This is a genomic window from Aurantimonas sp. NFXS3, assembly GCF_049132005.1.
Classification (GTDB): Bacteria; Pseudomonadota; Alphaproteobacteria; order Rhizobiales; family Rhizobiaceae; genus Aurantimonas; species Aurantimonas coralicida.
Genome location: NZ_JAGDDZ010000005.1, coordinates 53,566 through 75,911, shown reverse-complemented (window position 1 = coordinate 75,911; position 22,346 = coordinate 53,566). Strand labels below are relative to the sequence as shown.

The window sequence follows — 22,346 nt, the reverse complement described above, 5'->3', positions numbered from 1 at the left end:
AACCGTCTTTCTGACCTCTCACTGACGGTTTTGCGATTTGCCGCAGGCGGGCGGGACGCCTAGAAGGCGGCGGCGTTGTCGTCCGCCCGAAGGGACAGGGCGGCGCCACCAAGTTGCAGCCTGCGCGCCGAGCATATGGGCGTGCTGGCCGCCCTCGCCGAACGTCTCCCGCAATGAAGGCAGGTCCCTTGTTCGCCGAACTTTCCTATCCGACCGCGGTCTTCGCCGGCGCGCTGTCCTTCCTGTCGCCCTGCGTCCTGCCGCTGGTGCCGCCCTATCTGTGCTACATGGCCGGCGTCTCCGCCGACGAGCTGCGGGCCGGCCGTCAGATGGGAACGACCAGCTATGGCCGGCTGATCGCGACCTCGGTGACCTTCGTCCTCGGCTTCTCGACCGTCTTCATCATGCTCGGGGCCGGCGCCAGCACGATCGGCCAGTTGCTGCGGCAGAATCTCGACTGGCTCGGCATGGTCGCCGGCGTGGCGATCATCGTCATGGGACTGAATTTCCTCGGTGTCTTCCGGCTGTCCTTCCTGTCGCGCGAGGCGCGGATCAGCGCACCCGACAAGCCGCGCAGCATTCTCGGCGCCTATCTGATGGGCCTCGCCTTCGCCTTCGGCTGGACGCCCTGCATCGGTCCGGTGCTCGGCGCGATTCTCGGACTGGCGGGCGCGAAGAACACGGTGGGCGAGGGCGCCCTGATGCTGGGCTTCTATTCGGCCGGCCTCGGCATCCCGTTCATCCTGGCCGCAGCCTTTTCCGGAGCCTTCTTCCGCTGGATGCACGGTTTCCGGGCGCATCTGGCGACCGTGGAAAAGGCGATGGGAGGCCTGCTCGTCGTCACCGGCCTCCTGTTCCTGACCGGTGGCATGCAAACGATGTCGTTCTGGCTGCTGGAAACCTTCCCGGCGCTGCAGACCATCGGCTAGCGGCCCCGCGCGGGACCGCCACCGCTGCGTCGCGATGCGTTGCCGGTGGGCATCCTCGTGCCGCGCTTTACCTTGCCGCAACGTTCCCCCTGAACGCGCGCCGGTCCCCGTGCTAAGGCGTGCTGCGAGATCCACGCGAAAAACGCGAGTGCAAGATGGCGAGACGCTGCCTGTCGATCATTCTGGCCGCCGGTGAAGGCACGCGGATGCGGTCGTCGAAATCCAAGGTCCTGCACAAGGTGGCTGGCCTGGAGATGATCCGTCACGTGGTGCGCGCCGCCCGGGCGGCCGGTTCCGACGATGTCGCGCTGGTCGTCGGGCGGGACGGAACGAGCGTCGCCGATGCCGCGCGCCGCGAGATCGCCAGCGTCGCCGCCCATGAGCAGACCGAGCGATTGGGCACCGGCCACGCCGTTTTGGCGGCGCGCGAGGCACTGGAAAAGGGGTTCGGCGACATCCTCGTTCTCTTCGGCGACACGCCGCTGATCGGCGCCGACACGTTGGCGCGAGCCCGGGCGACGCTGGCCGACGGGGCCGATGTCTGCGTCGTCGGCTTCCGTCCGGCTGACCCGACCGGCTATGGCCGACTGATTGAGGCGGAGGGCGAACTGGTCGCCATTCGCGAGGAAAAGGACGCCGATGCCGAGGAGCGTCGGGTCGGCTTCTGCAATGCCGGCGTCATGGCGTTTCGCGGCGACAATGCGCTGGCCATGCTCGACGCGATCGGCAACGCCAATGCCAAGGGCGAATATTACCTGACCGATCTCGTCGCGATCGCCCGCAATGCGGGGCGCCGCGTCCGCGCCATCGAGGCCGACGCCAGCGAGGTGCTCGGCGTCAACACCCGCGAGGAGCTGGCGCAGGTCGAGGCCCTCTGGCAGGGCGCGCGGCGGCGACAAGTGATGCTCTCCGGCGTCACCCTTCAGGATCCGGCAAGCGTCTTCTTCAGCCACGACACGGAGCTGGAACCCGACGTCTTCGTCGAGCCGCAGGTGGTCTTCGGTCCGGGCGTCCGGGTCGAGGCCGGCGCGACCATCCACGCCTTCAGCCATCTGGAAGGGTGTCATGTCGGCCCCGATGCCTCGGTCGGCCCCTTCGCACGGCTGCGGCCGGGTGCGGACCTTTCGCAAGACGCCAAGGTCGGCAATTTCTGCGAGGTCAAGAACGCCGAAATCGGCGTCGGCGCCAAGGTCAACCATCTCAGCTATATCGGCGACACCAGCGTCGGCGCGGCGGCCAATATCGGCGCCGGGACCATCACCTGCAATTACGACGGCGCGCTGAAGCACCGGACCGAGATCGGCGCGGGCTCGTTCATCGGGTCGAACTCGGCGCTGGTCGCCCCGGTGCGCATCGGCGAGGGCGCCTATGTGGGCACCGGCAGCGTCGTCACCGACGACGTGCCGGACGGGGCCCTGGCCATCGCCCGCGAACGCCAGGTGACCAAGCCCGGCCGCGGCCGCGAGATCGCCGAGCGCAACCGGGCAGCCAAGGCCGCAAAGGCCGCCGGCAAGGCCTGACCGCTTCGTAATTTCGCGATACCATTCGTGAATCACCGCAGCGCCGCATTTCGTCTAGGTTGCGCTGCGTAGCCCGCCCTCCGGGCTCCCATTTCCACCGCCTCATCCAGCCAATCCGGGAACCAGTCCATGTGCGGAATTATCGGCATCATCAGCCGCGAACAGGTGGCCGACCGTCTCGTCGACGCGCTGAAGCGGCTCGAATATCGCGGCTATGATTCCGCCGGCGTCGCCACGCTGGAAGACGGGGCGCTGACGCGGCTGCGCGCCGAGGGCAAGCTGGTCAATCTGGCGGCACGGCTCGCCGACCATCCGCTGAAGGGCACGATCGGCATCGGCCACACCCGCTGGGCGACCCATGGCGCGGCGACCGAGGCCAATGCCCACCCGCATGCGACGCCGCGGCTGGCGATCGTCCACAACGGCATCATCGAGAACTACCGCGAGCTGCGCACCGAGCTGGAAGCCGAGGGCATCGTCTTCGAAAGCCAGACCGACACGGAGACGGTCGCCCATCTGGTGACGCGCGAGCTGGAGCGCGGCCAGTCGCCCAAGGACGCCGTCCACACCGTGCTGCAGCGCCTGGAAGGCGCCTTCTCGCTGGGCTTCCTGTTCAACGGCAACGAGGACCTTCTGATCTGCGCCCGGCGCGGCAGCCCGCTGGCGATCGGCGAGGGCAAGGGCGAGATGTATCTCGGCTCCGATGCCATCGCCCTGTCGCCCTTCACCGACGACATCCGCTATCTGGAAGAGGGCGACTTCGCCGTCCTCACCCATGACAGCGTCTCGATCTTCGACGAGGACGGGCGCCCGGTGACGCGGCCGATCCGCAAGTCGGTCGGCAAGGCCTTCTATGTCGACAAGGGCAACCACCGGCACTTCATGCAGAAGGAAATCTACGAGCAGCCGGAGGTGCTGTCGCACACGCTCGGCGCCTTCGTGGACATGTCGAGCGGGCGCACACGGATCCCCGACGGCCAGGATCTCGACTTCTCGAAGATCCGCCGCATTGCGCTGTCGGCCTGCGGTACCGGATTCTACGCGGCGCTCGTCGGGCGCTATTATTTCGAGCGCTTTGCCGGCATTCCCTGCGACCTCGATGTGGCGTCCGAGTTCCGCTACCGGGAAAGCCCGCTGGGCGATGTCGACCTGGCCCTGTTCGTCTCGCAGTCCGGCGAGACGGCGGACACGCTGGCCTCGCTGCGCTACGCCAAGTCGCAGGGGCTGAAGACCGCCGCGATCGTCAACGTTCAGGAATCGACCATCGCGCGGGAATCGGACTTCGTTTTGCCGACGCTGGCCGGACCGGAAATCGGTGTGGCTTCGACCAAAGCCTTTACATGCCAGCTTATGGCACTGGCCGCGCTCGCAATTCGCGCCGGCGTCGATCGCGGCGTGATCACCCCCGAGCGCGAGCTGGAGCTGACCCGCACGCTAACCGAGGCGCCGCGGCTCGCCAACGAGGCGATCCGTCTGGAGGAGACGATCGAGCGGCTGGCACGGGACATGGCGACCAAGTCGCATGCGCTGTTCCTCGGCCGCGGCTTCTCCTATCCGCTCGCGCTGGAAGGCGCGCTGAAGCTAAAGGAAATCAGCTACATCCACGCGGAAGGTTATGCAGCGGGCGAACTGAAGCACGGACCGATCGCGCTGATCGACGAAACCATGCCCGTCGTCGTCGTGGCACCGCACGACCGCAGCTTCGAGAAGACCATTTCCAACGTGCAGGAAGTGGCGGCCCGCGGCGGCGAGATCATCCTGATCACCGATGCTTCGGGCGCCGCGAGCGGCGCGGTGGAGGGCGCGCAGATGATCGTCCTGCCGGACATGCCGGAGATCCTGACGCCGATCGTCTACGCCATCCCGCTGCAGCTGCTCGCCTATCACACGGCGATCCAGATGGGCACGGATGTCGACCAGCCGCGCAACCTGGCGAAGTCGGTCACCGTGGAGTGACGGTTCGGCACTCTTCGCACCTGCGAAAAGAGTTGCCTTGCATTCGCCATGGGGGCAAGTGAGTCTCGATTGAGCGAGGCGCAGGCCTTTGATGGTGCGCCGCAGCGGCGCTGGAGCAGACAACGGCCATGACGCGGCTTCGAACCTATTTCCTGACCGGCTTCATCGTCTGCGCGCCACTTGCGATCACCGCCTGGATCACCTGGTCCTTCATGGGCTGGGTCGATGGCTGGGTGAAGCCCTACATCCCGACGCAATACACGCCGGATGCCTATCTGCCCTTCGCCATCCCCGGCTTCGGGCTTCTGGTGGCGCTGTTCCTGATCACCGCGATCGGCTTTCTGACCGCCAACATCATCGGCCGGACCCTGGTGAACTGGAGCGAGCATCTGCTCGGCCGGATGCCGCTGGTGCGCACGGTCTACACCGCCCTGAAGCAGATCTTCGAGACGGTGCTGGCCGACCGGTCCTCGTCCTTCAAGACTGCCGGGCTCGTCGAATATCCGCGCAAGGGCATGTGGGCGATCGTCTTCGTGGCGACCACGGCCAGTGGCGAGATCAAGACGGTCCTGTCGGACCAGGGCGAGGAAATGCTGGCGATCTTCCTGCCGCCGACGCCCAACCCGACCTCGGGCTTCCTGCTCTACGTGCCCCGGGCAGACGTGCGCATTCTCAACATGAGCATCGAGGCGGCGCTGAAGCTGGTCGTGTCGGCGGGCCTCGTCTCGCCCGAAGAGGGCGGCGCGGTGCGCGGCAAGCCGATGACGGTGGCCGAGGCGTCGCGGCTGGTGCGGGCCGAGCCGGCCCCGGCCGATCGCCAGGCAGAGCCGGTCGACTGACGCGGACGCGGATCGCCTTCGGCCTCAGCCGGAGCGCAGCAGCCGGATCGCCTCGTCCTTGCCGAACAGATAGAGCAGCGCCCGCAGCGCCTCGCCGCGCGGCGAGGTGAGTTCTGGATCCCGGGTCAGGATCATCCTCGCATCGTCGCGCGCAACCTCCATCAGCCGGGCATGGTGTTCCATCGAGGCGATGCGGAAATAGGGCATGCCGGATTGCTGGGTGCCCAGCAGGTCGCCTTCGCCGCGCAGCTTCAGATCCTCCTCGGCGATGCGGAAGCCGTCCTCGGTCTCGCGCATCACCTTGATGCGGGCGCTGGCGGTCTCGCCGAGCGGCGCCCGGTAGAGAAGCACGCAGGACGAGGCCTTCGATCCGCGCCCGACCCGGCCGCGCAGCTGGTGGAGCTGCGAGAGGCCGAAACGCTCGGCATGCTCAATGACGATGATGGTGGCGTCCGGCACGTCCACCCCGACCTCGATGACCGTGGTGGCGACGACGAGCTGGGTGCGCCCCGCCTTGAAGTCGGCCATGGCGGCGTCCTTCTCCTCGCCGCTCATGCGGCCATGGACGAGGCCGATCCGGTCGCCGAAATGCGCCTGGAGCTGGCGGAAGCGCTCCTCCGCCGCCATCAGGTCGCTCTTTTCCGATTCCTCCACCAGCGGACACACCCAGTAGAGCCGCTCGCCGGCATCCATGGCGCTGGCGGCCCGCCCGACGATGTCGGAAAGGCGTTCCATCGGCACGGCGACGGTGGTGATCGGCTTGCGCCCCGCCGGCTTGCCGCTCAGCCGCGAAACGTCCATGTCGCCGAAAGCGGCGAGAACCAGGGTGCGCGGGATCGGCGTGGCGGTCATCACCAGGAGGTCGGCGCCGCGTCCCTTGGCTGTGAGGCTGAGGCGCTGGTGGACGCCGAAGCGGTGCTGCTCGTCGACGACGACGAGGCCGAGATCGGCATAGTCGACGCCTTCCTGGAAGAGCGCATGGGTGCCGACGACAACCTGCACTTCGCCGGCGGCGATGGCCGCGAGCTTGGCGGCACGGGCGCGACCGGTGTCGCGGCCGGTCAGGAGCACGATCGACAGCCCGGCCGCCTCGCAGAGCTTCGACAGGCCATCGTGATGCTGGCGGGCAAGGATCTCGGTCGGGGCGAGCAGGGCCGACTGGGCGCCGGCTTCGGCCGCCGCGGCCATCGCCATCAGCGCGACGACGGTCTTGCCGGAGCCGACATCGCCCTGCAGCAGCCGGAGCATGCGGTCCGGCGCGGCCATGTCCGTGTGGATCTCGGCGATAGCCGCTTCCTGCCCCTCCGTGAGCGTGAAGGGCAGTGCCGCGCGCAGAAGGCCGGCCATCCGCCCGGTCCCGACGAGCGGCCGTCCGCGGGCCTTCTTCATGCGCTGGCGCGACAAGGCGAGGGCCAGCTGGCTGGCGAGATATTCGTCATAGGCAAGGCGCGACCAGGCCGGTCCCGCCTGGGCGATGTCGGTCTCGTCCTCCGGGTCGTGCAGGCGGCGGAGCGCGCTGCCAATGTCCGGATAGGCTTCGCGGGCGACGACTGCCGGGTCGATCCATTCGTCGAGCGTCGGCAGACGGTCCAGCGTCTGGGCGATCGCCTTGCGCAGGAGCTTGGGCGAGAGCCCGGCGGTCATCGGATAGACCGGCTCTACCAGCGACAGGGTCTCGGCTTCCTCGAGGGTGGCGACGAAGTCGGGGTGGACCATGGACGGGCGGCCGTTGAACCACTCGACGCGGCCGGAGACGATCATCGTCTCGCCGACCGGCAGCAGCTTTTCCAGCCACGCCGACTGGCCGCGGAAATAGGTGAGGGCGATCTCGCCGGTCTCGTCCTGGGCAAAGACGCGGTAGGGTACCGATTTCTGCCCGCGGCCCGGAGCCTGGTGCCGGTCGATGCGGACCGTCAGGGTGACGATGCCGCCCTCCGGCGCGGTGGCGATCTCGGCGCGCTTGCGCCGGTCGATCAGCCCGCTCGGCAGATGGAACAGGAGATCGCGCACTCGCACCTCGGCGCCATTGCCGACGAGCAGGGTCTGCAACTGGGCCGCGACTTTCGGTCCCACGCCTTCCAGCGTGGTGACGGCGGCAAACAGCGGGTCGAGGATCGAAGGGCGCATCGGGCGGCAGGTTTAGCCGCATGGATGCCGATGGCAAGGCTGACAGGCCCGAACGCTCCCTATATAGAGGCCGAATTCACAAAACGGGTTTGCCATGACTGGTATGCAGCGCTCCTCGAGCGATCTCGATGTCCGCCGCCGCAAGACGTTGTTCCGCTCGTGGCATCGGGGCATCCGCGAGATGGACCTGGTGCTCGGCCGGTTCGCGGATGCCGAGATCGACAAGCTCACCGATGACGAGCTCACCGAGTACGAGCAGCTGATGGAAGCGCCGGATCGCGACCTGTTCCAGTGGCTGACCGGCGAAGCGCCGACGCCGCCGAATCATGACACGGCGGTGTTCCGCCGCATCCGCGACTTCTACAGCACCGGCTGGGAGGATCAGCCATGAGCCTGCCTCCGTCGCTGAAGAAGGCGATCGAGAAGGGTGCCGGTGTCGAGATCGGCAACGTCATCGACGGCTACGAGGCGTTCCTGCTCGCCGACATCGTGCGTCTGCGCGGCGGCAAGACGCCGGTGGTCTTCGTCATGCGCGACGGCAACCGGGTCGCCGCGCTGGAAGACGCGCTGCGCTTCGTCGCGCCCGACCTGCCGGTCCTGACCCTGCCGGCCTGGGACTGCCTGCCCTATGACCGCGTCGGCCCGTCGGGCGACGCGGCGGCGCGGCGCCTGTCGGCGATGACGGCGATCAATGCGCTGCGCCTGGCGCCGCACCGGGCGCTGATCCTGACGACGGCCAATGCGCTGCTGCAGAAGATGCCGCCGGCAGATGTGCTGGCCGAGGAGATGATCTCCGCCAAGGCGGGCCACCGCATCGCCATGGAAGACATCGTCCGTGCCCTGCAACGGGGCGGCTTCGAGCGGGTGGCGACCGTGCGCGAACGCGGCGAGTTCGCCGTGCGCGGCGGTATCCTCGACCTGTTCGCGCCCGGCGAGGAAGAGCCGGTGCGGCTCGACTTCTTCGGTGACACGCTGGAGACGATTCGCGCCTTCGATCCGGCCAGCCAGCGCACAATCCGGCAGCTCAAGAGCTTCGAACTGGCGCCGGTCTCCGAGGTCACGCTCCGCGAGGAGACGATCAGCCGGTTCCGCGGCAATTACGTCAAGCGCTTCGGCGCGCCGCTGCGCTCGGACGCGCTGTACTCATCGATCAGCGAGGGCAAGCGCTTCTCCGGCATGGAGCACTGGCTGCCGCTGTTCTACGAGAAACTCGACACGCTGTTCGACTATTGCGCCGGGTTCCCGATGGTCCTCGACCATCTGACGCTGGAATCGGTGGCCGAACGACGCACGACGATCGAGGACCATTACGACGCCCGCAAGCGCGGTGCCGGCGAATCCAGCGCCGAAGCCGTGCCCTACAATCCGGTCGAACCGGACGATCTCTATCTTTCGCAGGACGAACTGGCGGGCGGCATCGCCAGCAGCGACCCGATCCGCCTGTCGGCCTATGCGGCGAGCGACGCGGCCAACCACGCCGTGTTCAACATCGACATCACCCGCGGCCGCAGCTTCGCGGCCGAGCGCGCCAGCGGCGACGTCAACGTCTTCCAGGCGGCGGTCGACCACATCGGAAGGCTGCGCGCCGGCGGCAAGCGGGTCGTGCTCGCGGCCTGGACCGAGGGGTCGCGCGAGCGCCTGACCCAGGTCGTCGAAGAGCACGGGCTGGAGAACATCAAGGCCGCCGACAGCCTGAAGAAGGTCAACGAGGCGCCGAAGAACCTCGTCATGACGGCGGTGCTGGGCGTCGAGGCCGGCTTCGAGACGCCCGATCTCGCCATCGTCGGCGAGCAGGACATCCTGGGCGACCGCCTGGTGCGCCGTGGCCGCAAGAAGCGCGCCGCCAATTTCATCGCCGAGGCCTCGGGCCTCGACGAGGGCGATATCGTCGTTCATGTCGACCACGGCATCGGCCGCTTCGTCGGCCTGAAGACGATCGAGGCGGCCGGCGCGCCGCATGATTGCCTGGAGCTGCGCTACCAGGGCGACGACCGCCTTTTCCTGCCGGTCGAGAATATCGAGCTTCTGTCGCGTTATGGCGGCGAAGGCTCCGAGGCGATGCTGGACAAGCTGGGCGGCGGCGCCTGGCAGGCCCGCAAGGCCAAGCTAAAGAAGCAGCTACTGGAGATGGCCGACGGCCTGATCCGGATCGCGGCGGCCCGCCAGATGCGCGGCGCACCGCGGCTGTTGCCGCCGGAAGGGCTGTGGGACGAGTTCGCCGCCCGCTTCCCCTATGAGGAGACCGAGGACCAGCTCAACGCCATCGACGCGGTCGCCGACGATCTGGCGGCGGGCCGTCCGATGGACCGGCTGATCTGCGGTGATGTCGGCTTCGGCAAGACCGAGGTGGCGCTGCGCTCGGCCTTCATCGGCGCGATGAACGGGCTGCAGGTGGCCGTGGTGGTGCCGACGACGCTGCTGGCGCGCCAGCACTACAAGACCTTCTCCGAGCGCTTCCGCGGCCTGCCGCTGAACGTGGCGCAGGCCTCGCGGCTGGTCTCGTCGAAAGAGCTCTCGCAGACCAAGAAGGGGCTGACCGACGGAACCGTCGACATCGTCGTCGGCACCCATGCGCTCCTCGGCAAGGCGGTCGACTTCAAGAATCTCGGCCTGCTGATCATCGACGAGGAGCAGCATTTCGGCGTCAAGCACAAGGAGCGGCTGAAGGAGCTGAAGTCGGACGTCCACGTCCTGACCCTGTCGGCGACGCCGATCCCGCGCACCCTGCAGCTGGCGCTGACCGGCGTGCGGGAATTGTCGCTGATCACCACGGCGCCGGTCGACCGCATGGCGGTTCGGACCTTCGTGTCGCCCTTCGACCCGCTGGTGGTGCGCGAGACTCTGCTGCGCGAACGCTATCGCGGTGGCCAGAGCTTCTATGTGTGCCCGCGGGTCTCCGACCTCGCCGACGTGAAGGCCTTCCTCGATGCCGAGGTGCCGGAGCTAAAGGTGGCCGTCGCGCACGGCCAGATGGCGGCGACCGAGCTCGACGACATCATGAACGCCTTCTACGAGGGCCAGTACGACGTGCTGCTGTCGACGACGATCGTCGAATCGGGCCTCGACATCCCGTCGGCCAACACGATGATCGTCCACCGCGCCGACATGTTCGGCCTGTCCCAGCTCTACCAGCTGCGCGGCCGGGTCGGCCGGTCCAAGGTCCGCGCCTATGCGCTCCTGACGATCCCGGCGAACAAGACGCCGACCAAGGGCGCCGACCGTCGCCTGAAGGTGCTGCAGTCGCTCGACACGCTCGGGGCGGGCTTCCAGCTCGCGTCCCACGATCTCGACCAGCGCGGCGCCGGCAACATCCTCGGCGACGAGCAGTCCGGCCACGTCAAGGAAGTCGGCTTCGAGCTCTACCAGCAGATGCTGGAAGAGGCGGTGGCCGAGATGAAGGGCGAGGAGAGGGCCGGCGACGGCCAGTGGTCGCCGCAGATCGCACTGGGCACCTCGGTGATGATCCCCGAGAGCTACGTCCCGGACCTGCAGCTTCGCATGACGCTGTACCGGCGCATCGCCGATCTCTCGGACGCCCGCGAGATCGACGCCTTCGGCGCCGAGATGATCGACCGCTTCGGGCCGATGCCGACCGAGGTGGAGCATCTGTTGAAGGTGGTCTTCATCAAGTCGCTGTGCCGCAAGGCGAATATCGAGAAGCTCGATTCCGGGCCGAAGGGCCTGGTGGTCACCTTCCGCGACAAGAGCTTCCCCAATCCGGGCGCGCTGGTGCGCTATATTTCGGAGCAGGGCGCCTCGGCCAAGATCCGCGCCGACCAGTCGGTGGTGCTGATCCGCGACTGGCCGACACCGGAGAAGCGGCTGAACGGCGCGGCAACCATCGCCACCCAGCTCGCGCGCTTTGCCGAAGAGGGGCAGAAGAAGGCCGCCTGAGGGCGGTCTTCCCGGGGTCCTGCGCGACTCCGGCGGCGCTTCAGCCGCTGGAGATGCTACTCACAATTTTGCCGCGAGACTGTCCTTCAAGCGAGCCATGTCTCGCTTCCCCGCCTCATCGCCTCGGCTGCGGCCGGCCCGCCTTCTGGCATCCGCCGTCATGGTGGCCGCCGTCTCAGGCGCCGTGCCGGTACGGGCTCAGATGGTCGACGCCGATGCGGTAACCCTGCAGACCATCGAGGGCCGGCTCAACGAGGCCGGCGTCTGTACGTCGCTGGCATTCGATCTGAGGGTCGTTTCGGCGCTCGTCGGATTCCCGATCCCCAGCTTCATCCCCATCGACACCAATCTGCGCTGGAACCAGAGCCGCCACACCGTGACGCGCTTTGCCTCGACGCCGAACGAGGTGCGGCTGGATTTCCAGATGGGCTGTCAGCCGGGCAGCAACGGTGCCGTGCTGGAATTCATCGGCCTTGAGCCGAAGGACGTGCGGCTGGCGGATGCGGTGGCCTGTACCGGCGAACGGGCCGGGGACGGCAGCCTGGAGACCCTCGTCTGTACGCCGGAGGGGCGGATCGGCCGGTTTCTGTCGAAGACGATGATGGGGCTGTCGGCCAAGGTCGGGCGGCTGCTGCCGATGAACCTCGCGGTGCCGGTCAGCGAGGTCGTGGCGCCCTTCGGTCCGACGCGGCCGGCGGATGCGGCGACCACAGCTCCGGCCGCCGCGGATCCGCTGGCGGAGCCGGATGCACTACCGGCGGTGCCGGAGGGTCCTGTCCAGCCGCCGGCTGCTGAGACCGGCGACGCAGAGGCCGCGACGCACGACAAGGCGACCGAGACCGGGCCCCGCTGATCGCTTGACGCTCTGGCCTGCTGCCTGAGCGGCCGGCGTCGCTATTCGACGCTGGCCGGATCGCGCCAGAAGGCCGGCAGCTGATAGCCGTAGAGCGGCGTCGTCTCGGGATGCTGGATGAACTTCCAGCGTGCCAGCCATTGTTCCGGCAGATGGAACAGCGGCAGGACGTAATAGCCCGAGATCAGCAGCCGGTCGTAGGCTCGCACCGCCGTCACGAAGTCCTCGCGCGAGCGCGCCCCGACGATCTCGCCGATCATGGTGTCGAGCGCCGGATCGGCGGCGCCGGCATAGTTGAACGTGCCGGGCAGATCGCGCGACACCGAACCCCAGCGATAGACCTGTTCGGCGCCGGGCGAGAGCGACGCCGAATAGGTGGCGAGGATCATGTCGTAGTCATAGGCGTTCTTGCGCGCCTGATACTGGGCATCGTCCACCTGCCGGATGGTGGCCTGGATGCCGACCCGGTCGAGGGACCGCTTGTAGGCCAGCGCGATGCGCTCCTGTTCCGACGACTGGACGAGGATCTCGAAGGCGAGGGGCTTGCCGTCGGGGCCGATCAGCGAGCGCCCCTCGAACTGGTAGCCGGCATCGCGCAGGGCCGACACGGCCGCCTGCAGCGCCTTCCGGTCGCTGCCGCTGCCATCGGTCTGCATCGGCGCGTAGCTGCCGTCCAGGACCTCCGGATCGACCGCGTCGACATGGTCGCCGAGAAGCGTCTGCTCCTCGTCGGAGGCAGGCCTGCCGAAGCTCGACAGTTCCGAATTCTGGAAGAAGCTGCCGGTGCGCGCATAGGCGTCGTAGAAGAGGTTGTGGTTTGCCCATTCGAAATCGAACAGCATCGACAGGCCCTTGCGGACCGCGCGGTCGGCAAAGACGTCGCGGCGGGTGTTGAAGACGAAGCCGAGCATGTTGGAGGGGGCGCCGGAGGTGAAGCTCTCCAGCACCACGTCGCCTCTCGTCACCGCCGGGAAGTCATAGGCGGTGCGCCAGTGGTTCGGGTCGCCCTCGATATAGATGTGGGAGAGCCCCTTCTTGAAGGCCTCGAACTGGGCGTTGGCGTCGCGGAAATACTCGATCGCGATGGTCTCGTAATTGTCGAAGCCCTGCTTCACCGGCAGGTCCTTGCCCCAATAGGCGGGGTTCTTGCGGTAGACGATGCGCTGGCCCGGCTCGACCGTGTCGATCACGTAGGGCCCGGAGCCGATCACCGGCTCCAGCGTCGTCTGCTCGAAGGTGTCGCGGTCGAAGGCGTGTTCGGGCAGGACCGGCAGGCCCGAGATCAGCATCGGCGTCTCGCGGTCGGCCGTGTCGTCGAAGGTGAAGCGGACGCCGTTCTCGCCGACTTTCTCTATCTCCACGGCCGGCCGCAGCCAGTTGGCGTACATCGGGCGGCCGTGCTCGCGCAGCATCTCGACGGTGAAGAGAACGTCCTCCGGGCGCACGGGCTTGCCGTCCGAGAAGGTCGCTTCGGGATTGAGCTGGAACTCGACGAAGCTGCGCGCGTCGTCGGTCTCGATGGTCTCGGCCAGGAGGCCGTACATGGTGAAGGGCTCGTCCATGGAGCGCTGCATCAGCGGCTCGAAGACGAGATTGCCGAACTGCTTGTCGAACCACAGGCCGCGGGCCGTGGTCAGCGCGCCGCGCACGATGACGGGGTTCAGATTGTCGAAGGTGCCGAAGACGCCGTAGCGCATGGTCCCGCCCTGCGGCGCGTCCGGATTGGCGTAGGGCAGATGGTCGAAATCCGCCGGCAAGGTCGGTTCGCCCTGCATGGCGATGGCATGGGCCGGTTCGGCGACGGCCGGTGACGCGGCGCCGAGCGCGACCGCGACGCAGAACGGGGCGAGAAGCGCGCTGAGGCCTGTGGCGGCAGAAATGATCCGCATACGGTTCGATCGACTCCTGGAGTTCTGTAGGGCCGCGATTCTAGCGGGAAAGCATCAGCTTGCCTACCGGCGGGACGCGCGGCTCATTCGGCCGGGAGTCTTCAAACTGCCGTATTTGCGAAAGAGGTCGGGCCTCGTTAAGGAACGCATGTTTCCGCACCATTCATGCCGAAAGGAATTGAGGCCTGTGACGCACCGTCTGATGAACGCCACCACCGGGATGCTCGCCGCCGGGCTGCTCGGATTTGCGACGCTCGGCGCCGGCGTATCCGGCGCGATCGCCCAAACCGCCGCTCCTTCGGGGGCCGCCCCCGCTGCCGGGCAGCGTCCGCAAGCCGTACCCGCCGAATGGTTCAAGGTCTGCTCGACCCAGGGCGAGAACGAGATCTGCAACACGCAGTACACGCTGATCGCCGACACGCGGCAGCTGATCACCGCCGTCAACCTGATCAACGTCAAGGGCAAGGTGAACCAGAAGGTTCTCCAGGCCGTGGTGCCGACCGGCCGGGTGATCCCCGCCGGCGTGCAGGTGAAGGTCGACGACAAGGCGCCGCAGACGCTGAACTATTCGGTCTGCTTCCAGGACCGCTGCATCGCCGAGGCCGAGCTGACCGATGCGATGGTCGCCTCGATGAAGGCCGGCAAGCAGATGAACGTCACCTCGATCAACTTCCAGCGCCAGGCCAATCCGGTTCCGATCACGCTGTCTGGCTTCACGGATGCCTATGACGGCGCGCCGAAGGCCCAGCCGGAACTGGCCCAGCGCCAGCAGGAGCTCAACGAGGCCCTGCAGAAGCAGGCCGAGGAGCGCCGCAAGAAGTTCGAGGAAGCGCAGAACGCGGCCAAGAGCGGCGCCGCCGCCCAGTAAGGCTCTCGCGACCTTCCCCAGACATGCGGACGGCGGCCCCAGGGCCGCCGTCTTGCGTTTGACCTCAGTGTCGGCACCGCTGCTGCCGGATGCTCCGACCAACAGGCCCGACGGGCATCAGTTCCGGTGGGCGCCCTTCAGCTGATAGGCGCCGTCGACCGGGCCATCGAACAATTCGCTGATCTGCGGATGCCGCACCGGGGTGCCGCTCTCGTCGGGCAGGAGGTTCTGCTCCGAGACATAGGCGATGTATTCGCTCTCGGCGTTCTCCGCGAACAGGTGGTAGAAGGGCTGGTCCTTGCGCGGCCGCACGTCGGCGGGAATGGATTCGTACCACTCGTCGCTGTTGTCGAATTCCGGATCGACGTCGAAGATCACGCCGCGAAACGGAAATACGCGGTGCTTGACGACCTGTCCGATAAAGAAGCGAGCAGTTTGCATAGACGTGAAGTCTCCCTTAAGGCACGGGAAATAGCCAATCTGACCGGTGCAGCGCAAGCGCGCAGGTCCGGCCGAGACGAACGTCCCCGCATGTTTTCCAGTTTCACTGCCAGGCCGAGACCGTGATCGAGATCATCGGGCTCATCTCGCCATTCTTCGTCCTGATCGGCCTCGGCTTCGGGGCGGGACGAATCGTCGACAGGCCGCTCGAAGGCCTCGCCTGGCTGAATGTCTTCGTCATCTACATTGCGCTACCGGCGCTGTTCTTCCAGCTTCTCGCACGCACGCCTGTCGAGAAACTGGCCAGCGTCGGCTTCATCGCCGCGACGACCCTCGCGACCTTCGTCATCTTCGTCGTCGGCTTCGTCTTGGCGCTGATGCGGTCCCGCGCCGACATTCCGGTCGCCACCATTCAGGGGCTGGCGGGCGCCTATGGCAATATCGGCTATATGGGACCAGGGATCGCGATGGCGGCCTTCGGTCCGGCCGCCGCCGTGCCGGTGGCGTTGATCTTCTGCTTCGACAACATCCTGCATTTCGTCATGGCGCCGTTGATGATGGCGGTCGGCGGCGACCGCAGCCGGCCGACCAGCGTCGTGGCGCGGGAGGTGCTCGTGAAGATCTTCACCCACCCGTTCATCCTGGCGACGATCGTCGGCGTCGCGGCGGCCATCGTGCAGTTTCGCCCGCCCGAGCCGATCGAACGGCTGCTGGAGCTTCTGGCCAATGCCGCCGCGCCCTGCGCGCTCTTCGCCATGGGCGTGACCCTGGCGCTGCGTCCGCTGAAGCGCGTTCCCATGGAACTGAGCACGATCGTGCCGATGAAGCTCCTGGTGCAGCCCGTGGTTGCCTGGCTGCTCCTCGGCGTCTTCGGCGATTTCGACCCGATCTGGGTCCAGACGGCGATCCTTCTCGCCTGCCTGCCGACTGCCACCAACGTCTTCGTCATGGCGCAGCAATACGGGGCCTGGGTCGAGCGCGCCTCGGCCACGGTGCTGGTGACCACCGTCCTGTCGGTGGGGACGGTGACGCTGCTGCTGTTTCTCCTGTCCTCAGGTCTCGTGCCGACCGATCCGTTCCCGCAGTGAACGGGGAATGCCGGTCAGGCCTGCGCCGGGGCTGAGACCCTCGCGCATGGCGAACTGGCGCAGGAGCGGCAGGGCGCGCATGGCGCCGAGCCCGACCGAGCGGGCCATCTGGCTGGGCAGGAAATCGGCCAGCAGCGAGCGGTTGAGAAGATCGACGCCGATGGTGCGCGAGCGCACGTCCGAGCGCCGCGAGGCGTCGTAGCGCAGGAGCGTGACCCGCGCGCCGGGATCGTCGCGGCTCTCGCAGGCCAGCCGCACGATGTCCTCGCAATCGCGCAGCCCGAGATTGAGCCCCTGCGCACCGATCGGCGGAAACACATGGGCGGCTTCCCCGACCAGGGCCAGCCGGTCGCCGGTGAAGCGGTCCACCGAGGCGCCTGAGAGCGGGAAGCGCTGGATCGGCTCCTCCACCGTGACCTCGCCGAGGATCGACTGCATCCGGTCCTCGATCATCCGCGACAGCTTGTCGGGCGCAAGTTCGGCGTAGAGCTCGGCAAGCTTCGGCTCCTCCACCCAGACGAGCGACGAGTGCCGGCCCGGCAGCGGCACCTGGGTGAACGGACCGGAGCGGGTATGGAATTCCGTCGAGATCGACCGATGGTCGATACGGTGGCCGAAATTCAGGACGATGGCGCTTTGCGGGTAGGACCATTCGCGCAGGCCGATGCCGGCGGCTTCGCGCATTGGCGAGCGACGGCCATCGGCGGCAACGACGAGATCGACGGCCAGGCTACTGCCGTCGGCCAGTTCGACGACGGCGCGCTCGCCCTCGATGCGGTAGCTGCGCGCGGTCGTGTCGCGACGCTCGAGTTGCTGCGCGTCCGCCGCCTGCGCCTTCAGCGCGGCCAGGAGATCGCTGTTGAGAACGTTGTAGCCGAAGGCCGACAGACCGATCTCGCTGGCGCGGAACTCGACGGTCGGCGCGCGCAGAAGCCGGCGGGTGTCGTCGATCAGGCGCATCACGGCGAGCGGCTCGGCCTTGCTGCCGAGCGCGTCGAAGATGCCGAGATCGGACAGGAAGGCGACCGAGCGGCCGATCAGCGCCGTGCTGCGCCGGTCCGCCGGTGCGTCCGGCGCGACCAGCACCGTGTCGAAGCCGGCTCTTGCCAGGGCGAGCGCGGTGGCGGTGCCGGCCAGTCCACCGCCGATGACGGCTATCTCTCTACGTTCCATGCCTGCGGTCCAGATCCGTGCCAGATGCGGCCAAAAACCGCCGATCGAGGCCGTTGTCGTTCGTTTCGCTTGGAATTCGCACATACGCCCGTTACAGCGGATGACAATGGCCGCGTGCTGCGGCACGCCGCCATGCGACGAATCGATCCGGACATTTGATGGCAGACGCAGTCAGAAATATCGACAAGTGGCGCGCTTTCGGCGTGCATCTCCTGACCGCCAGCGGCGCCTTCCTGGCGTTCATGTCGCTGATCGCCGCCGGGGAGGGGCGCTGGGTGGCCATGTTCGGCTGGTTGGGCCTGGCGCTGTTCGTCGACGGCATCGACGGGCCGATGGCGCGCAAGATCGAGATCAAGCGGATCCTGCCGAACTGGTCCGGCGACGTGCTTGACGCCGTCATCGACTATGCGACCTTCGTGATGATCCCCGCGGTCGGCCTCTATCTGTCCGGCCTGATCGGCGAGCCCTGGTCGGGCGTCGCGGCCGCGCTCATCGTGATCTCCAGCGCGATCTACTACGCCGACACGCGCATGAAGACGAAGGCCAATTACTTCCGGGGCTTCCCCGTCGCGTGGAACATGGTGGTCTTCACCTTCTTCGCGGTGCAGCCGAGTCAGGCGGTCGCCTTCGGCTTCGTCGTCCTGTGTACCGTGGCGACGTTCCTGCCCATCCAGTTCCTGCACCCGGTGCGCGTCGTGCGGCTGCGCCTCGTCAATCTGTCGATCTTCGCGGTCTGGTCGGTGCTGGGCCTGATCGCCCTGTTCAACAATTTCGACAGTCCGGAATGGGTGCGCTGGGGACTTGTGCTCAGCGGCCTCTATCTGTTCGCCATCGGCGGCGTCGTCCAGCTTCTGGATCGCAGACGCCGCTGAGCGAACGCATCAGGGAGACAGGGATGAGCAAGGCTATCATGGTCCACGAGGTGGGCGGACCGGACGTGATGAAGTGGGAGGAACACGATCCCGGCCAGCCGGGTGAGGGCGAGGTCCGGGTCCGGCAGACGGCCGCGGGCGTCAACTTCATCGACGTCTATTTCCGGACCGGCGTCTACAAGGCGCCGCAGATGCCCTTCGCTCTCGGCAAGGAAGGCGCCGGCGTCGTTACCGCCATCGGGCCCGGCACGGACAGGTTCAAGGTCGGCGACCGCATCGCCTATAACGGCGTTGCCGGCAGCTATGCTGAAGAGGTCGTGGTCGCGGCGGACAAGGCGGTGAAGATCCCCGACACGATCGACGACCACACCGCGGCGGCGATCATGCTGAAGGGCATGACGGCGGAATATCTCCTGCGCCGGACGTTCAAGGTCGGACCGGAGACGGTGCTGCTGTTCCATGCCGCCGCCGGCGGGGTCGGCCTGATCGCCGGCCAGTGGGCCAAGCATCTGGGCGCGACGGTGATCGGTACCGCCGGGTCGCCGGAGAAATGCGAGCGGGCGCTGCAGAACGGCTACGACCACGTCATCAACTACCGCGACGCCGATTTCGTCGAGAAGGTCCGCGAGATCACCGACGGCCGCAAATGCGACGTGGTGTACGATTCCGTCGGCAAGGACACGTTTCCCGGCAGTCTCGACTGCCTGAAGGCGCGCGGCCTGTGGGTGAGCTTCGGCCAGTCCTCGGGCAACGTCCCGCCGTTCGACATCGGGATCCTGAACCAGAAGGGGTCGCTCTTCGCCACGCGCCCGAGCCTGTTCGGCTACAACACCAGCCGCGACGAGCTCGACGCCTCGGCGAAGGCGCTGTTCGACGTGGTCGGTTCGGGTGCGGTGAAGATCACCATCGGCCAGACCTATCCGGTCGCCGAAGCCGCCCAGGCGCATCGCGATCTGGAAGCGCGCAAGACCACCGGCGCGACCATCCTGACGATGTAACGGGCGCGGGGCCCTTCCGCCGGTCGGTTCAGGCCGGCGGGGGCGCTCAGGACATCAGGTCGCGTCGCCGAGAATGATGGCGCGCGCCTCGGCGTATTTCCTGAGGCGGCGTTCGTCGTCGTCGGTCACCGTACCCAAGCGGGTCCGGTCGGAATTGTCGGCCAGATCCGCCAGCTTGACGGTGCGCGCCAGATCATTGTCCCGGGCGCGGCGGACGGCGTCGAAATAATCCTCGTCTTCGCGGTGCGTGAGTGCGTCGACGGCATTCACGACGGCGTCCGAAAATCCTTCCTGGCGCAGCCCCTCCAGAGTCCAGTCGCTGTCCTCCACGACGTCGTGAAGGAGCGCGACGATCCTGGCCTCGTGGCCGGTGACCGCGTCACAGACCCGCAGCGGATGGGTGATGTAATCGGCGCCGGCCTTGTCGACCTGCCCAGCATGGGCACTCTCGGCAATGGCGCGGGCCCGCTCGATCGTTGCCATGGGGAAACTCTCCACGACTGCCGCGGGGCGCGGCAGGTCTCGTTGCTGCAAAGAAAAAGGCAGTTGGAAAGGGGGGAGGACCCCTTCCAACTGCCTTACTGCAATCAGCGGCGCGGGAAGATTTGGGAGGGAGAACGTGCCGCCGATATCTGACCAATGCACGCGAACCGATTCCGATCCTTCACCAGGCCCGACTTTTTGTAGCTGACTATGGTTTCATCCTCAATGCCGGGCGTTCCGACGGTTCGCGACGAGCGTTGCGATGACCATGCCGGCCAGCATCATCGGCAGGAAGACCAGCGTTCCCGGCGCGCCGAGGACCAGTGCAGTCCAGGCCGGACCCGGACAGAAACCGCCGATGCCCCAGCCAATGCCGAAGATCGCCGCTCCGACGACGAGATTGCGATCGATGTCGCTCCGTGTCGGAAGCTGGAACTCCGAGAGGAGATAGGGGTGGCCGCGCGGCAGGACGATCCGGTAGCCGATGAAGGTGGTCAGCGCGGCGCCGCCCATGACGAAGGCGAGGCTCGGATCCCAGGTGCCTGCGACATCGAGGAAGTTCAGGACCTTGGCGGGGTCGGACATGCCGGCGACGATGAGGCCGACGCCGAAGAGCAGGCCTGCGAGAAAGCCGAAGAGAGGGCGCATGATGATCCTCCTCAAACGAGGTGACGCAGGACGAAGACCGTCCCGGCAGCGAAGGCCATGAAGGTGGCGACGGCGACCAGCGAGCGGCCCGACAGGCGGGCCAGCCCGCAGACGCCGTGGCCGCTGGTGCAGCCCGAACCCATGACGGTGCCGTAGCCGACCAGGAGGCCGGCAATGCCCATGGCGACGAGGCTCGACGGCACGGTCTGGGCGACGGGTTCCCCGCTGACCACGAAGACGAGCAGGGGGGCGGCGACGAGGCCGAGAATGAAGGCCAGCCGCCAGATCCAGTCCTCCCGGCGACCGGGAAGCGCCCCTGCGGTGATCCCGGCAATGCCGGCGATGCGTCCGAACAGCGCCATGACCATCACGGCGGACAGGCCGATCAGGACGCCGCCGGCGAGCGACGCGAAGGGCGTATAGGGGGTGATGGTCTCGAGCGGCACGGATCGGCTCCTCAGGTTGGGTGGCGTGGGGGCCGGGAAGCGGTCAGGCGAGAAAGGCCAGTCCGCTCTTCACCAGCATGTAGATGGCGACCAGCATGATGAGGCCGGCGAAGGCGATATCGAGCGCGCCTTTGCGGCCGGACAGCCAGCGCGCGATGTAGGCACCGGCGACGCCGCCGGCGAGGCCGCCCGCGATGAAGACCAGCGCCAGCGGCCAGTCGACATAGCCGGACAGGGCGTAGTTCAGCGCCGTGGTCAGTCCGAAGGCGGTGATCGCGACAAGCGACGTGCCGATGGCGTTCAGCATCGTCATGCCCGTCGCGGCGACGAGGCTCGGCACGATCAGGAAGCCGCCGCCGATCCCGAAGAAGCCGGAAAACGCCCCCGTTCCGGCGCCATAGCCGACAACCTTCGGTGCGTTCTGCCGGTTGCACTCGATGTCGTGGTCACCGCCATGGCCGCGGTGGCGGAACATCATGACGCCGACCCCGATCATCAGAAGGGCGAAGGCGAAGAGCAGCTGCTCGCCATCGATCAGCTTGCCGAGGGTTGATCCGGCAAGCGCCCCGACGATGCCTGCCGCGCTGTAGACGAAGGCGCAGCGCCATTTCACATGGCCGAGCCGGGCATGGGTGACGAGATTGCCGGCGGCGTTCGCGGCCACGGCAAAGGCGCTGGTTCCGATCGCCATGTGGGCGCCGGGCACGCCGACGAGATAGACCATCAGGGGGACCGCGAGGATCGACCCGCCACCGCCGAACAGCCCGAGCGACAGCCCGACCAGCGAACCGGAGAAGGCGCCGAGGAGATACTGGACGAGGGTGAGGGTCATGGCGAAGGGCTCGATGGGCGCGGGGGCCGCGCGGGCGCTGGCAGGCGGTGATCATGGGCCCGCCGGACGTTCATCCGTCCGGCGGACCTGGCCGGCTGTCGCTCAGTCCTTGAGCGGCAGGCCGCAGTCGCACCAGGACTTCAGCCCACCCTCGATCGGCTTGGCCTCGTAGCCCATCTCGGTCAGCGTCTTGGCGGCAAGCGCGGCGCGGGCGCCGGACGCGCAGAGCACGTAGACCGGCGTCTCGCCGCCATGGGCCCTGGTCAGTGGCGGATGGGCGCTCTGCGCCGTCGGATCGGCCTTGGCCTCCAGAAAGCCGCGCGGAATATGAACGGCGTCGGCGATCTCGCCGCTCTCGGCCAGTTCGTGGGCCTCGCGCACATCGAGGATCACACCGCCCGAAGCATGGGCCTCGGTCGGCGCGATGGTTCCGGTGGCGGCCTTCGCGTCGGCGACATAGTCCTGCATGGTCTTGTGCATCACGGGGCTC

The 22,346-nt window shown here is 67.4% G+C and carries 20 protein-coding genes; 11 read left to right on the top strand and 9 right to left on the bottom strand.

Annotated elements, in window-relative coordinates:
• Positions 1 to 173: 173 nt before the first annotated feature.
• The 4 genes from J3367_RS14750 (at position 174) to J3367_RS14735 (ending at position 5,244) form a co-directional block, all read left to right on the top strand.
• The gene (locus J3367_RS14750) at positions 174 to 929 is read left to right on the top strand and encodes a cytochrome c biogenesis CcdA family protein (protein WP_029703131.1); all 756 of its coding nucleotides are present in this window, start codon (positions 174 to 176) and stop codon (positions 927 to 929) included.
• A 155-nt stretch (positions 930 to 1,084) separates the two neighbouring features.
• Entirely contained in the window at positions 1,085 to 2,449 is a 1,365-nt protein-coding gene (gene glmU / locus J3367_RS14745; RefSeq protein ID WP_024350668.1) for a bifunctional UDP-N-acetylglucosamine diphosphorylase/glucosamine-1-phosphate N-acetyltransferase GlmU, read from the top strand.
• Positions 2,450 to 2,578: 129 nt separating this feature from the next.
• Positions 2,579 to 4,405 (top strand): glutamine--fructose-6-phosphate transaminase (isomerizing), encoded by a 1,827-nt coding sequence (glmS, locus tag J3367_RS14740; RefSeq protein WP_024350669.1) that lies wholly within the window; start codon positions 2,579 to 2,581, stop codon positions 4,403 to 4,405.
• Positions 4,406 to 4,533: 128 nt separating this feature from the next.
• Positions 4,534 to 5,244: a DUF502 domain-containing protein gene (locus J3367_RS14735; RefSeq protein ID WP_024350670.1), complete on the top strand. Its 711-nt coding sequence runs from the start codon at positions 4,534 to 4,536 to the stop codon at positions 5,242 to 5,244.
• Positions 5,245 to 5,268: 24 nt separating this feature from the next.
• On the opposite strand, the gene recG is transcribed toward J3367_RS14735, so the two are convergent.
• A complete protein-coding gene (gene recG / locus J3367_RS14730; protein WP_024350671.1) occupies positions 5,269 to 7,371 on the bottom strand; it encodes an ATP-dependent DNA helicase RecG in 2,103 nt (700 codons plus the stop codon).
• Between the two features lie 94 nt (positions 7,372 to 7,465).
• Between recG and J3367_RS14725 the strand changes: the two genes are divergently transcribed.
• The 3 genes from J3367_RS14725 to J3367_RS14715 all read left to right on the top strand — a co-directional run bounded on the left by J3367_RS14725 (position 7,466) and on the right by J3367_RS14715 (position 12,118).
• Positions 7,466 to 7,762, top strand: coding sequence for a succinate dehydrogenase assembly factor 2 (locus J3367_RS14725; RefSeq protein ID WP_421461483.1), 297 nt, complete (start codon positions 7,466 to 7,468; stop codon positions 7,760 to 7,762).
• On the top strand, positions 7,759 to 11,265 hold the full coding sequence (gene mfd, locus J3367_RS14720; protein WP_024350673.1) for a transcription-repair coupling factor: 3,507 nt from the start codon (positions 7,759 to 7,761) through the stop codon (positions 11,263 to 11,265). The genes J3367_RS14725 and mfd overlap by 4 nt, the downstream gene beginning before the upstream one ends.
• Positions 11,266 to 11,467: 202 nt before the next feature.
• On the top strand, positions 11,468 to 12,118 hold the full coding sequence (locus tag J3367_RS14715) for a hypothetical protein (RefSeq protein WP_060576898.1): 651 nt from the start codon (positions 11,468 to 11,470) through the stop codon (positions 12,116 to 12,118).
• A gap of 41 nt (positions 12,119 to 12,159) precedes the next feature.
• Here J3367_RS14715 and J3367_RS14710 read toward each other — a convergent pair whose 3' ends face one another.
• Entirely contained in the window at positions 12,160 to 14,007 is a 1,848-nt protein-coding gene (locus J3367_RS14710; RefSeq protein ID WP_024350675.1) for an extracellular solute-binding protein, read from the bottom strand.
• A 187-nt stretch (positions 14,008 to 14,194) separates the two neighbouring features.
• Between J3367_RS14710 and J3367_RS14705 the strand changes: the two genes are divergently transcribed.
• Positions 14,195 to 14,875 (top strand): invasion associated locus B family protein, encoded by a 681-nt coding sequence (locus J3367_RS14705; protein ID WP_228240552.1) that lies wholly within the window; start codon positions 14,195 to 14,197, stop codon positions 14,873 to 14,875.
• Between the two features lie 117 nt (positions 14,876 to 14,992).
• Here the strand turns inward: J3367_RS14705 and hspQ are convergent, their stop codons facing one another.
• Positions 14,993 to 15,316, bottom strand: a complete 324-nt coding sequence (gene hspQ, locus J3367_RS14700; RefSeq protein WP_009209558.1) for a heat shock protein HspQ — start codon at positions 15,314 to 15,316, stop codon at positions 14,993 to 14,995.
• A gap of 122 nt (positions 15,317 to 15,438) precedes the next feature.
• Here hspQ and J3367_RS14695 point away from each other — a divergent pair, with 122 nt between their 5' ends.
• Complete coding sequence (locus J3367_RS14695) at positions 15,439 to 16,404, top strand: AEC family transporter (RefSeq protein ID WP_024350677.1); 966 nt, start codon at positions 15,439 to 15,441, stop codon at positions 16,402 to 16,404.
• Here J3367_RS14695 and J3367_RS14690 read toward each other — a convergent pair.
• Positions 16,369 to 17,577: a UbiH/UbiF family hydroxylase gene (locus J3367_RS14690; RefSeq protein ID WP_024350678.1), complete on the bottom strand. Its 1,209-nt coding sequence runs from the start codon at positions 17,575 to 17,577 to the stop codon at positions 16,369 to 16,371. The two genes, J3367_RS14695 and J3367_RS14690, sit on opposite strands and share 36 nt — an antisense overlap.
• 158 nt (positions 17,578 to 17,735) lie before the next feature.
• On the opposite strand from J3367_RS14690, the gene pcsA reads away from it, so the two are divergent.
• Both pcsA and J3367_RS14680 read left to right on the top strand, forming a co-directional pair.
• Positions 17,736 to 18,449, top strand: a complete 714-nt coding sequence (gene pcsA, locus J3367_RS14685; protein ID WP_024350679.1) for a phosphatidylcholine synthase — start codon at positions 17,736 to 17,738, stop codon at positions 18,447 to 18,449.
• Between the two features lie 23 nt (positions 18,450 to 18,472).
• The gene (locus J3367_RS14680; protein ID WP_024350680.1) at positions 18,473 to 19,447 is read left to right on the top strand and encodes a quinone oxidoreductase family protein; all 975 of its coding nucleotides are present in this window, start codon (positions 18,473 to 18,475) and stop codon (positions 19,445 to 19,447) included.
• Between the two features lie 54 nt (positions 19,448 to 19,501).
• Here J3367_RS14680 and J3367_RS14675 read toward each other — a convergent pair whose 3' ends face one another.
• From J3367_RS14675 to J3367_RS14655, 5 genes are all read right to left on the bottom strand, one after another.
• A complete protein-coding gene (locus J3367_RS14675) occupies positions 19,502 to 19,930 on the bottom strand; it encodes an HD domain-containing protein (RefSeq protein WP_024350681.1) in 429 nt (142 codons plus the stop codon).
• A gap of 222 nt (positions 19,931 to 20,152) precedes the next feature.
• Positions 20,153 to 20,578 (bottom strand): DUF6691 family protein, encoded by a 426-nt coding sequence (locus J3367_RS14670; RefSeq protein WP_024350682.1) that lies wholly within the window; start codon positions 20,576 to 20,578, stop codon positions 20,153 to 20,155.
• A gap of 11 nt (positions 20,579 to 20,589) precedes the next feature.
• Complete coding sequence (locus tag J3367_RS14665; protein WP_024350683.1) at positions 20,590 to 21,024, bottom strand: YeeE/YedE family protein; 435 nt, start codon at positions 21,022 to 21,024, stop codon at positions 20,590 to 20,592.
• A gap of 43 nt (positions 21,025 to 21,067) precedes the next feature.
• On the bottom strand, positions 21,068 to 21,856 hold the full coding sequence (locus J3367_RS14660; protein ID WP_024350684.1) for a sulfite exporter TauE/SafE family protein: 789 nt from the start codon (positions 21,854 to 21,856) through the stop codon (positions 21,068 to 21,070).
• A 102-nt stretch (positions 21,857 to 21,958) separates the two neighbouring features.
• A complete protein-coding gene (locus tag J3367_RS14655; protein WP_024350685.1) occupies positions 21,959 to 22,336 on the bottom strand; it encodes a rhodanese-like domain-containing protein in 378 nt (125 codons plus the stop codon).
• Between the last annotated feature and the right edge of the window lie 10 nt (positions 22,337 to 22,346).